General features: G+C 74.3%; 11 protein-coding genes. 4 read left to right on the top strand and 7 right to left on the bottom strand.

What is annotated here, in order from left to right; all coding sequences use genetic code 11:
* Positions 1–30: 30 nt before the first annotated feature.
* Both F7P10_RS39750 and F7P10_RS39745 read left to right on the top strand, forming a co-directional pair.
* On the top strand, positions 31–732 hold the full coding sequence (locus tag F7P10_RS39750) for a two-component system response regulator (protein WP_151017151.1): 702 nt from the start codon (positions 31–33) through the stop codon (positions 730–732).
* 307 nt (positions 733–1,039) lie between these two features.
* Positions 1,040–3,187: a prolyl oligopeptidase family protein gene (locus tag F7P10_RS39745; RefSeq protein WP_151017150.1), complete on the top strand. Its 2,148-nt coding sequence runs from the start codon at positions 1,040–1,042 to the stop codon at positions 3,185–3,187.
* Between the two features lie 37 nt (positions 3,188–3,224).
* On the opposite strand, the gene gltX is transcribed toward F7P10_RS39745, so the two are convergent.
* Both gltX and F7P10_RS39735 read right to left on the bottom strand, forming a co-directional pair.
* Complete coding sequence (gltX, locus tag F7P10_RS39740) at positions 3,225–4,574, bottom strand: glutamate--tRNA ligase (protein ID WP_254716853.1); 1,350 nt, start codon at positions 4,572–4,574, stop codon at positions 3,225–3,227.
* Between the two features lie 127 nt (positions 4,575–4,701).
* Positions 4,702–5,280, bottom strand: coding sequence for a TIGR03086 family metal-binding protein (locus F7P10_RS39735; RefSeq protein ID WP_151017148.1), 579 nt, complete (start codon positions 5,278–5,280; stop codon positions 4,702–4,704).
* Between the two features lie 143 nt (positions 5,281–5,423).
* Here F7P10_RS39735 and F7P10_RS39730 point away from each other — a divergent pair, with 143 nt between their 5' ends.
* Complete coding sequence (locus tag F7P10_RS39730) at positions 5,424–6,059, top strand: CoA pyrophosphatase (RefSeq protein WP_151017147.1); 636 nt, start codon at positions 5,424–5,426, stop codon at positions 6,057–6,059.
* Between the two features lie 54 nt (positions 6,060–6,113).
* On the opposite strand, the gene F7P10_RS39725 is transcribed toward F7P10_RS39730, so the two are convergent.
* Positions 6,114–6,614: an HAD domain-containing protein gene (locus F7P10_RS39725; RefSeq protein WP_151017146.1), complete on the bottom strand. Its 501-nt coding sequence runs from the start codon at positions 6,612–6,614 to the stop codon at positions 6,114–6,116.
* Positions 6,615–6,754: 140 nt separating this feature from the next.
* On the opposite strand from F7P10_RS39725, the gene F7P10_RS39720 reads away from it, so the two are divergent.
* Positions 6,755–7,570, top strand: a complete 816-nt coding sequence (locus tag F7P10_RS39720; RefSeq protein WP_151017145.1) for a PIG-L family deacetylase — start codon at positions 6,755–6,757, stop codon at positions 7,568–7,570.
* On the opposite strand, the gene F7P10_RS39715 is transcribed toward F7P10_RS39720, so the two are convergent.
* The 4 genes from F7P10_RS39715 to F7P10_RS39700 all read right to left on the bottom strand — a co-directional run bounded on the left by F7P10_RS39715 (position 7,563) and on the right by F7P10_RS39700 (position 11,661).
* Entirely contained in the window at positions 7,563–8,741 is a 1,179-nt protein-coding gene (locus F7P10_RS39715) for a hypothetical protein (protein WP_151017144.1), read from the bottom strand. The genes F7P10_RS39720 and F7P10_RS39715 overlap by 8 nt on opposite strands.
* On the bottom strand, positions 8,738–10,174 hold the full coding sequence (locus F7P10_RS39710) for a hypothetical protein (RefSeq protein ID WP_151017143.1): 1,437 nt from the start codon (positions 10,172–10,174) through the stop codon (positions 8,738–8,740). Before F7P10_RS39710 ends, F7P10_RS39715 begins: the two co-directional genes overlap by 4 nt.
* Before the next feature lie 357 nt (positions 10,175–10,531).
* Positions 10,532–10,894: a VOC family protein gene (locus F7P10_RS39705; protein ID WP_151017142.1), complete on the bottom strand. Its 363-nt coding sequence runs from the start codon at positions 10,892–10,894 to the stop codon at positions 10,532–10,534.
* A gap of 89 nt (positions 10,895–10,983) precedes the next feature.
* Positions 10,984–11,661 carry a TetR/AcrR family transcriptional regulator gene (locus F7P10_RS39700; RefSeq protein WP_151017141.1) on the bottom strand — a complete coding sequence of 226 codons (678 nt, stop codon included), beginning with the start codon at positions 11,659–11,661 and terminating at the stop codon, positions 10,984–10,986.
* Between the last annotated feature and the right edge of the window lie 21 nt (positions 11,662–11,682).

Raw genomic sequence — 11,682 nt, 5'->3', positions numbered from 1 at the left:
CTGCGGGCCGACCGGATCGGAGAGAGGCGCGTGGACGACAAGGCGAAGATCCTGCTCGTGGACGACCGCGAGGAGAACCTCATCGCGCTGGAGGCCATCCTCAGCTCCCTCGATCAGGACCTGGTCCGGGCCCGGTCGGGCGAGGAGGCGCTCAAGGCGCTGCTCACCGACGAGTACGCGGTCATCCTGCTGGACGTCGTCATGCCGGGTATGGACGGGTTCGAGACGGCCCGCGACATCAAGCGGCGCAAGAAGACCCGTGACCTGCCGATCATCTTCCTCACCGCGGTCAACAGCGACCCCGACTACGCGTTCCGCGGGTACGCGGCGGGCGCGGTCGACTTCATCTCCAAGCCCTTCGACCCGTGGGTGCTGCGGGCCAAGGTGTCGGTGTTCGTCGAGCTGCACACCAAGAACAAGCAGCTCCGGGACCAGACGACCCTGCTGCGCGAGCAGTCCGCGCTGCTGCGGGAGCAGTCGACGCTGCTGGAGGCGCGCCCGGCGGAGGAGTCGGGCCCGGCGGCGCGGCGGGCGCTCGCCGGGCGGCTCGACGAGTTGCTGACGCCCGTCGAGGAGCAGGCCGAGCTGCTCGGCAAGCGGGTGCCGCCGGCGCTGCGCGCCGAGGTCGACGAGCTCGACCGGCGGCTGTCCGGGCTGCGCGACGCCCTCGCCGCCGAGGAGGCCCCCGTCGAAGGGGCCGCGGCGGGGGACGTCCCCGCCGGGGAGTCCTGAGCCGGCGGCCCCGGACGGCGCGTCCGTGCCGCCCCGCCGATTCTCATCCCACTCTCATCGGAAGCGCGTTCGTGCGCCGCAGAGACCTGGTATACCTGTTTGCGTCCAAGTCGCTACACAGCGTTACTGGAGGTAGGCATGAACGAACTTCCCGGCATCCTGATCATCGAGGCTCTCGCCGACGAGATCATCACCCTGGAGGGCTGGCGCCAGGAGCTCTTCGAGGGCGACCAGAACTGAGCCGGCACCAGGCGTGTCCGAGGGCTTCCCGCACCGGCGGGGAGCCCTCGGCCATGAGGGGGCGAGAATGAGCACAGCGGCGAAGCGGCCGGCGGCCCGCCGGGACGCGGTGGTGGACCGGCTGCACGGGCGCGAGGTGCCCGACCCGTACCGGTGGCTGGAGGACGCGGACGATCCGGGCTGCGCGGCGTGGCTGGACGAGCAGGCGGAGACTTTCGCCCGGCACACCGGCACCTGGACGGGACGGGACGCGTGGCGGGCGCGGCTGGCGGAGGCGGCGGGCGGAGGCGGCGCGGCCGTCCCGACGGCCTCCCCTCCGGTGTGGCGGCACGGCCGCCGCTTCTTCCTGCGGCGCACGCCGGACATGCAGTTGCCCGTGCTGATGACCGCCGGTCCGGACGGCCCGCCGCGCGTGCTGCTGGATCCGCTGGCCCTGGACGCGTCCGGGACGACGACGCTCGGGTACTGGCGGCCGTCGCCGGACGGCGGCCTGCTGGCGTACCAGGTGACGCGCCGGGGAGACGAGCGGCCGCTGCTGTGGGTGCTCGACGTGGCGGCCGGCGGGCTCATCGACGGGCCGCTGGAACCCGGCCGCCCCACCCCGGTGGCCTGGCTAGCCGGCGGCACGGCGTTCTGCTACATCGACACGCCCGGCCCCGGCCTCGAGGCGGGACGGCGGCTGCGGCTGCACCGCGTGGGCACCGACCCCGCCGCCGACCCGGTGCTGTTCCACACCGATCACCCTCAGCTGTCCGTCACGACCGCGCCGGACGGCCGCCGGCTCATGCTCAGCGCCGCGCCCGGCGCCACGTCCGGCAACCTGCTGTGGCTGGCCCGCGCGCCGGACGAACGGGCACCGGACCTGCGGCCCGAGCTCGTCCACGACGGCACCGCCGACGGCACGCGAGCGGTGCTGAAGTTCGCGCCGGACGGCCGCGTCCTCGCCGTCACCGACCGGGACGCGCCCTTCGGGCGGCTCTGCGCCGTCGATCCCGCGGATCCGCGCGCCGAAGGCTGGCGCACGGTGATCGCGGAGGAACCCGGCGTCGTCCTCGCCGACTGCGCAGCGCTCACCGACCCGGGCACGGGCGAGGCGCGGCTGCTGACCGTCCGCACCCGGCACGGGGCGAGCGAGCTGCGGCTGCACGCACCCGACGGAACGGCCTTGCGGGACGTCCCGGTGCCGGGGCACGGCACCGTCGCCCGGCTCACTGTGCCGCCCGACGGAGGTCCGCGCGCCTGGTTCGTCTACACCGACTACACGACCCCGCCCGCCGTCCATCGCGTCGACATCGATGAGGGGTCGTGCGTCCCCGAGGCGCCCCCCGTCCCGGAACCGCCCCCGGTCCCCGAGGCGCGCCCGGGCCCGGAGGCGCGCCCGATATCGCGGGGCGCCGCCGCGCGGGCGGGGGTCCGCGCGCGTCCGGATGTGCGGCGGCTGACCTACGCCTCGGCCGACGGGACGCGGGTACGGATGCATCTGATCGCGCCGCCCGGCGGCAGCGGCCCCCGTCCGCTCGTGCTGAGCGCCTACGGCGGGTTCGGCGCGTCCACCCCGCCCGCCTACTCGCCCGCCGTCGCCGCGTGGGTCGAGGCGGGAGGCGCGTACGCGGTCGCGAGCGTGCGCGGGGGCGGCGAGGAGGGCACCGGCTGGCACGCGGCGGGCCGCGGCCGCAACAAGCCCAACGCCGTCGACGACTTCACCGCCGCCGCCCGCGCACTGATCGACGGCGGGCACACCTCGCCCGACCGGCTCGCGATCCGGGGCGCCTCGCACAGCGGTCTCCTGGTCGCCGCGGCCGTCACCCGCCGTCCGGAGCTGTACGCGGCGGCGGTGATCTCGGACGCCGTCACCGACATGGTGCGGTACCACCGGTTCGGCGTCGGGCGCCTGTGGACCGAGGAGTTCGGCACCGCCGACGATCCCGAGCACTTCGCCGTCCTGCTCGGCTACTCCCCCTACCACCGCGTCCGGCCCGGCACCGGCTACCCGGCCGTGCTGCTCACCTGCCCCCGGCACGATCCGCGGGTCGACTCCATGCACACCCGCAAGATGACCGCGGCGCTGCAGCACGCGACGGCGTCATCGCGCCCGGTGCTGCTGCGCTGCGAGTCGGGCGTCGGGCACGGCGAGCGCTCCCTGTCGCGCTGGCTCGGGCTGCAGACCGACGTCCTCGCCTTCTGCGCCGCGCACACCGGCCTGCGTCTCCCCTAGGAAGGGGAGGCGCGGGCCGGGCGGAGCGGCGGGCGGGTCAGGATCCGGCGGCGAGCCTGGCGCGCGCGGCGGCGATCCGGGCCAGGGTCCGGTCGCGGCCGAGGATCTCCAGGGACTCGAACAGCGGCAGGCCGACGGTGCGGCCGGTGACGGCGACGCGGACGGGCGCCTGGGTCTTGCCGAGCTTGAGGCCGTGCTCCGTACCGATCCGCTCCAGCCGGTCCTTGAGCTCGTCGGCGTGCCACGGGGCGTCCAGGTACGCCCGCTCGGCGGCGGCGAGGATCTCGGCGGCGGGCTCCTTCATCGCCTTGTTCCAGGACTTCTCGTCGGACGGCGGCTCGTCCAGGAACGCGAAGTCGATCATCTCGACGATCTCCGACAGCAGCGCCACGCGGGTCTGCGCGAGCGGCGCGAGCTCGGCGAACACGGACACGTCCACGTCGAACGGGGCCTCCTGCAGGAACGGCAGGCACTCGGCGATGAACTTCTCCACCGGGAGAGCGCGGATGTACTCGCCGTTGAACGCGCGGAGCTTCTTCTCGTCGAAGAACGCCGGGGAGGTGTTGACGTCGTCGATGCGGAACTCGTCGACGACCACGTCCCACGGGACGATCTCGCGGTCGCCGGACGGCGCCCAGCCGAGCAGCATCAGGTAGTTGCGCATGGCCTCGGCGAGGTAGCCCTCGGCGCGGTAGTCCTCCAGCGCGACCTTGTCGCGCCGCTTGGACAGCTTCTGCCGCTTCTCGTTGACGATGACCGGGACGTGCGCCCACACGGGCGGCTCGCCGCCGAGCGCCTCCCAGAGCAGCTGCTGCTTGGGCGCGTTGGACAGGTGCTCCTCGCCGCGCACGACGTGGGTGATGCCCTGGCTCATGTCGTCGACGGCGTTGGCCAGCAGGAACGTCACCGAGCCGTCGGCGCGGGCGATGACGAAGTCCTCCAGGACCGCGTTGTCGAAGACGGGCTTGCCGCGCAGCAGGTCCACGACGGTGGTCTGGCCCTCGTCGGGGACGCGGAAGCGCAGGGCCCGGCCGGGGCCGGGCTCGAGGCCGCGGTCGCGGCAGAACCCGTCGTAGCCCTTGTGCTGGTCGCCGGTGCGGGCGATCACGGCGTCGCGGGCGCAGTCGCAGTAGTAGGCGCGGCCCGCGTCCCGCAGGGTGTGGGCGGCCTCGGCGTGCCGGTCGGCGTTCGCCGACTGGAAGTACGGTCCCTCGTACTGCTCGCCGTCCATCCCGAGCCAGGCCAGGGCGCGGATGATGCCCTCGGTCCACTCGGGGCTGTTGCGGGAGGCGTCGGTGTCCTCGATCCGCAGCACCAGCGTGCCGCCGGACTGCGCGGCCATCACCCAGTTGAACAGCGCGGAGCGCGCGCCGCCCACGTGGAACATGCCCGTCGGCGACGGCGCGAATCGTACCCGGATCGAAGACGTTGAAGACATGCCACCAGCGTAGAGCGCGCGGGCACCGGCTCGCGCCCGGACCCGCGCGGCCCGCGGCGGAATCGGGGCCGGCGGGTCAGGGTTTCCAGTGCGGGTCGCGTCCGGCGAGCCCGAGGAGGCGGTCCAGCAGCGGCGCCGACTCGGGGACGGGGACCTCGGGCCCGAACGCCCCGTACTCGCGCCCGACCTCCGCGGTCGGGACGAGCTGCTCCCAGGCGTCCTGGACGACCTCGGGCGGGAACCCCGGGTCGCGGCCGGTGGCGGCGGCGAGGTCCCAGCCGTGCACCACGAACTCGCCGTAGAGGATCCCGCCGATGACGGGGGCCGGCATGCCCTCCTTGTTGCCGGTCAGGCTGGTCCTGCCCTCCCAGGCGGCGGGGTCGTGCCACGCCTCGGCGGTCCGCCGCGCCTGTTCCTCGAAGCGCTCGGCCCAGCGCGGCTCGGCCGTGAAGTCGTGGTCCTCCCCCGGCCCGGTCGTCGGCTCCTTGCGGGCGGCGGTCTCGCCCCGCGACGTCCAGAGGATCAGATGGTTGACGAGGTCGCGCACCGTCCACTCGGGGTCGGGGGTGCGGTCCTCCAGCCGGGCCTCCGGTATCTCCAGGACGATCCGCGCCGCGGCCTCGGCGGCGGGGAGCATCCGGTTGCGGATGTCCATGAGCCTCCTTCGCTCATCCGTTCGAACACGGCCAACCTAGGGCGGGTACCGACGCGCCGTCTTGGAGAAACGCGCCACGGCGGCCCGGTTCCTGTGAGCACCCCTACCCGGCGGCACGCCGCGCATCCTGGCAGGATCGATTCATGGCCCCTCCCGCGTCCCCCCTCGACGACCTCGCGGCGTTCCGTGCGGTCGCGGCCGAACGGCTGGCCGCGTTCGCGCACACGACCGTCCCCGACGCCCCCGGCATGCGCCGCGCGGGCGTCGTGCTGTGCGCGCTCGAGCACGACGGCGTCCCCTCGGTGATCCTGATCAAGCGGGCCGACCGCGGCCGCAACCCCGGGCAGTGGGGCCTGCCCGGAGGCCGGATGGAGGACGGGGAGACGCCCGAGCGCGCGGCGCTGCGCGAGCTGCACGAGGAGGTCGGGCTGGCGGCGGGCGCGGCGGACGTCCTCGGGCGGCTGGACGACTTCCCGGCCGCGTCGGGGTTCGCCATCACCCCGGTCGTGGTGGCGCTGGAGCATCCCGGGCCGCTCGTCCCCGATGCGCGCGAGGTCCGGTCGGTGCACCACACGAGCCTGCGGCGGCTCGCGCACGACGACACCCCGCGCTGGGTGCCGCAGCCGGACGGGGGCAGCCTGCTGCAGATGTGGCTCGCCCCCGACTGGCGGGTGCACGCGCCGACCGGCGCGCTGCTGTGGCAGTTCCGCGAGGTGGTGCTGCTGGGGAGGCGGGCGCGGGTCGCCGACTTCGCGCAGCCCGACTGGACGCGTCACTGAGCCGGATTCAGGGGCGACCGCCGGGTCGGCCCGGACTCGGGGCGGACGGACGGGTCAGCGCGTCAGCGCGCGGAGCCAGTCTCCGGCCGCGCGCAGATGCTGGTCGGTGAGCCCGATCACGGGGTCGATCTCCACGAGCAGGTGCTCGGCGACGTCCTCGGCGGCGGCGATGCGCTGCGTCGCGTCCGGCTCGTCCTCGAACCAGACGAACGGGCGGCCCTCCGCCCAGGCCGCCACGTGCCGTGCCTTCCACGCCCCGAGCGTGACGCCCTCGTCCATGCCGGGGAACTGCGGGATCGGGACGAACGGCAGCGCGGGCAGCCCGATCCGCGGGGCGATCCACTCGTTGGCGTTGTCGCACCAGTAACTCGCCCAGGCGAGCTCGGCACCCGTCGACTCGGCGAGCTCCAGCAGTGCCGGCCCGTGCCCGGCGTTAAGCCACAGTTTGAAGGTGACCCCGTTCGGTGAGCACCTGTGCCGCCGGTACCTGCGGCTCGGCCTCTCGAACGGATTCAGCACCCCGTCGACGTCCAGGAGAATCACCGGCGACCCCATACCTGGACCGTAAGCGATCAGAGCGCGGAAGGGGAGGGGTATTTCCGGGTCCGGCCGCCGTAGGGTTGATCCTGCCGGGCGGGAACGCCCGGACGTCACCCCGACGCCGTCCCCCCGCACTAGCCCGAGGAGCCCACGCGATGCCCCAGGAACTCACGCTGATGGCGGTGCACGCGCACCCCGACGACGAGGTGCTGGGCACCGGCGGCGTGCTGGCCCGCTACGCCGCCGAGGGCATCCGGACGGTGCTGGTGACCTGCACGAACGGGGAGCAGGGTGACGACGCGGGCGGCCGCAAGCCCGGCGATCCGGGGCACGACGCGGACGGCGTCGCGCGGCGCCGCCTCGCCGAGCTGGCCGAGTCGGCCGGGCATCTGGCCATCGGCCATGTGGAGCTGCTCGGCCACCGCGACTCCGGGATGGTCGGGTGGTCGGGCAACGACGATCCGGCGGCGTTCGCGAACGTCCCGCTGGAGGACGCCGTCGCACCGCTCGTCGCGCTGATGGAGAAGTACCGGCCGCAGGTGGTCGTCACCTACGACGAGGACGGCGGCTACGGGCATCCCGACCACATCATGGCGCACCGGATCGCGGTGGCCGCCGCCGAGCGCTGCGGGGTGCCCGACAAGCTGTACTACACCGCGATCCCCCGGTCGGGCGTCCGCCGGATGATCGAGGGCGCCCGGGAGCTGGGCATCGACCTCGGGTTCGAGCCGCCGGACGACTTCGGCACCCCCGACGAGCTCGTCACGACCACGGTCGACGTGCTGGCGCACGCCGAGCGGAAGTTCAAGGCGCTGGAGGCGCACGCGAGCCAGGGCGAGAACATCTTCATCCTGAAGATGCCGGAGGACGTGCGGCCGTTCGTCCTGGGACAGGAGTCGTTCGTCCGCCGGTTCAGCCGCGTCCCGGTGCCGGAGGACCTGGAGGACGACCTGTTCGCCGGGCTCAGGTGAGCGCGGGCGCGCCCTGCCGGTAGGTCTCGCCGCGCGCGGCCTGCGCGCGGTAGTGGTCGAGGACGTCCTGGCGCAGCAGGTACCCGAATCCCGAGCGTTCGAGCCGCAGCGCCAGGTTCGCCTCCGTGACGCCCATCGCGGCGGCCGCGTCGCGCAGCCGCCAGTGGTGCTCCGCGAGCCGGGTGAGCAGGTGGCCGCGGCGGATCTGCCCGTCCGACAGCCGGAACGTCTTGAGGTAGGCGACGCGGGCGTCCGCGTCGACGATGGCCTCGCCGATGTGGTTCTCCCGCTTCGGCTCGAACGACGGCAGGAACCGGGTCAGGTGGAAGCCGTGCAGCCGCTGGACGTGCCGGTAGGTCCCGCGCTCGTCGAAGATCCACGCGGCCATGACGTCGTCGTGGAACCGCGCCCACGCCTCGCGGCCGAGGGCGGCCGCGGCCCGTAGGTCGGCGAGCGAGCCGATCCCGGTGTCGTCGATCCCGGCCGACAGGTCGCCCGCGGGCGCGCCGAGCAGCCCGTAGACGTAGATCTGCTCGCCGAACATGTCCTCGACGAGGGACGCGTGCAGCGCGCGGTAGTCGTCCGGGTGCGGCACGACGAACGCGCTCGCGAGGGCGTCCGCCACGTAGACGAGCACCCCGCACTGGCCGGGGTGGATCTCGAAGATCCGCAGCGCGTCCTCCAGCCCGCGCACCCGCCGGCCGAGGTAGGCGTCCTCGGCGCGCGGCGACAGCCCCTGGTTCACCGCCCTGCGCGACCATTCCTCCCAGGCGATCTCGGGGCCGCCGAAGTGCAGTGCGAGGTAGCCCTCGACGGCGAGGTGCAGCGGCAGGAACCGGAGCCGGTCCTTGCCCGCCTTGCGCGCCATGTGCCGGGTCGTGCGGATCGGCATCCGGGCGGGCGCGGGGGCCGTGTCGCGCTCCAGCAGGCGGGCTCCGTAGGACGCCGCAGGAAGCCGGTCGTCGCCCTCCCACGTCGCCACGAACGCGTGCGGGATGTAGGACGTGTAGGTCGTGCCGTCGCCGACGTCGACGACGGACACCGGCTCGTCGTACGCCACGCGGTGCAGCCGCAGGCCGGGGACGGGCTCGGTGCGGACGAGCGGCACGAGGCGGATCGAGTTCCACGTCTGCGAGGGCCGGGTCTCCAGGCCGTCCAGGCCGAACGTCATGCGTCCTCCCCCAGGAAGCGGGCGGTCCGTTCGTCGAGGTGCGCCTGCAGCTTGGGCAGGCCGACGCGTCCCTCGGCGAACCGGGCCAGCTCGACGAGCGTCGGCAGGTCCTCGGCGTCGCGGATCCCGGCCGTCGGGACGGTCGGAGCCAGCCGGCGGACGTCGAAGTCCTCGGCGTCGTACACCGGGTTGAGGTGCGTGATCTGGACGCGCTGCGCGCCGCCGTACCGGTACCCGGGGTCCAGGCGCGTCCGCCAGATCCGCAGGACGTCGGCGGCGAGGCCGGGCGGTGCGTTGTCCCAGCCGTCGGACACGATGATCAGCCGCTCGGGGCCGGTCTCCAGCGCGTCGATGATCCGCTCGCCCAGCGGTGTCGGCCCGGACGGGTACAGCAGCAGCTCGTCGGTGCGGCCCGACGTCCACAGCGGCGTGTACTCCTTCGCGAGGGACTCCAGCAGGTAGGAGGCGGCGAGGGCCACCGCCAGCGGGCGGCGCCGCTTCTGCCCGGACCCCGACGCGGAGTGGCTGTCGTCGAGGACGGCCGCCACCCTGCCCCACGAGCCGCGCGCGGCGCCCGCGACCCGCCGCGCGGACGTGCGCAGCGCCTCGGTCAGCTCCGCGCGCCGCGCCGCGCGGTCGTCCAGCGGCAGCGACAGCACGTACGTCGCGAGCCGGGTCAGCGGCATCGCGCGCAGGTCAGCCCCGACGCCGGCGCTCTCTTGCAGGCGGAGCCGTTCGAGCCGCGTCATCCTCGACTCGACGCGCTCCAGGAACACCTCGCGGGGCACCCCGTGCTTCGCCGCGAACCCCTCCGCGACCGTGTAGGGCAGTTCGTAGAGCGCGTCCCGTTCGAAGTGCGCCCGCCGCCAGGTCTCGAAGATCGGCGTGTCGAACCTCTTGACGCCGCGCGGCGCGAACAGGAACGCGCCGAGCTCCCCGCCGGCGGTGCCGCCGGGCCGCACGTGCGCGTGCCGCATCGCGCTCTTGACGGCGTTGCGGTACTTCACCGCGTCGAACGCCGGGTCGGGCCGCGCGGCCAGCCAGTCCCGCATGATCGCGCGGGTGCGCCGGTTGTTGGCGCCGCGGCGGCGCAGCTCCCGGAACAGCCGGTAGACGCGCTGCGGCGGCAGCAGCTCGAGCCGCCGCGCGATCAGCCGCCCCTCCCGGCGCCGCCGCGCGGCATCCACCTCGCCGGCCCGCAGCAGCAGGTTCCGGACGATCATCGCGGCGTTGTGGTCGTTGACGTCCAGCGCGAGCGAGGCCGCGTACAGGTCCCGGTAGTTCTCCAGGATGTACGCGTGCAGGAAGCCGAGGCTGAGCCGCTGGTCGCCGTCGTCGTGGTGGAACTCGCGCTGCCCGGTCGAGGTGATCGCCGCGTTGACGAACATCAGGGCGTCCTCGCAGGCGATCAGGTCCGCGAACGTCTCGGTCATGGCGTCCCGCTCCGGCCGGGGGTGAAAGGGGGCGCCGGCCGGGGAGTGGGGGGCGCGAGCGGCGAATCATCGCTGTAAAGGCGGGTTCCGGAAGTCGCACCTGGAGTCCCGCGGCCGGCACCCGAAACGGTAGCACCGGGCGATCATCGCGTCCTTCTCATTTTCCCCGGTGGACGCGGTCCGCGGCCCGCGGAGCCGCCCGATCTCGGCCGCGCTCTCCGCCGGCCCGGCGTCCGCCCGCCCGCCGGCCCGGCGTCCGCCCGGCCGGCGGGCGGAGGCCGGACGGTCCGGCACGGCGGGCCCGGTTCCCGGCGGCCAGCCCCCGATCGTCCGGTCTTCCGCCGCTCCCCCGCCCGGTCAGGGCCGGTAGGTGCCGAAGTACCACTCGTTGCCGTCCAGGTCGCGGGCCGCGTAGTCGCGGGAGCCGTAGTCCTGGTCGGTGAGCTCGCGGAAGATCTCGGCACCGGCCGCCCGGGCACGATCGTGGTGGGCGTCCGGGTCGGTCACGACGACGTAGTTGGCGGCCTTCCCGGGGTTGGCGTCGCCGAGCATGAAGACGCCGTTGCCGTGCCGCATCTCGGTGTGGACGATGTTGCCCTCGTCGTCCCGGTGCACCGCCTGGACCTCGAACCCGAACGCCTGCTCCAGCCACTCCAGCGCCTTCTCGACGTCGCTGTAGCCGACGATCGGGCTGATCGCGCCGTTCTTCTCGTTCGCCATGTCGTCCTCCCTGGTCGTCGTGGGTACGTGCCCAGTCTGCGACCACGGATCCGGGCCGTCTTGGACGAATGTCACCACGGGCCGAGCCGTCACCCGCGGGCCGCGTCGCGTTCGGCCGCGAGGCGGCGGGTCTCGGGCGAGACGGGGGCGCCGAGGATCGCGGCGACGACGTCGATCAGGTAGCTGGTGAACAGCCGGTCGTCGGTGCGGGGGCCGGAGCGGGCGCGGCGCGCCACCTCGATGGCGGCGTACCGGACGGCGGTGAACCGCCGGTGCAGGCGCGCGGCGTCCTCCTCCAGCAGGGGCTCGACGAGCGCTCGCCAGCGGCACAGGCTGTCGGCCGGATCGTCGAGGACGGCGACCGGGACGATCGGGTTCGGCCGGTTGATCACGTCCGCCCAGATCTGCAGGAACGCCCGGCCGGACGGGTCGGCGAGGCGCGCCGTCAGCGGGCGGACGAGCGCGGCGGCGAGGGCCCGCACGTCCCCGCCGCCCGCGCCGCCCGGACCGTCCCGGCCGTCCGGCCCGGTAGCGGCGGCCGCCTCGCACGCGTCCAGCAGGGCGTGCCGGCGCGCCTCCACCTCGGGGGCGTGCCGCGCGAAGACGGCACGGACCATCCCCGCGCGGTCGCCGAAGTGGTACTGGACGGCGGTGGCGTTGCGGGCGCCCGCCTCCTGCACGATCTCGCGGAGGCTGACGGCGTCCACGCCGCGTTCGGCGTAGAGCCGCTCGGCGGCGTCCAGCAGCCGCTCCCGAGTGTCGTTCATCCGGCGCCGTCCCTCACTCGT

It is taken from the genome of Actinomadura sp. WMMB 499, from assembly GCF_008824145.1.
In the GTDB taxonomy this organism is placed as follows: Bacteria; Actinomycetota; Actinomycetes; order Streptosporangiales; family Streptosporangiaceae; genus Spirillospora.
The sequence above is the reverse complement of the archived record's forward strand: the minus strand, read 5'-3'. Positions and strand labels throughout refer to the sequence as shown.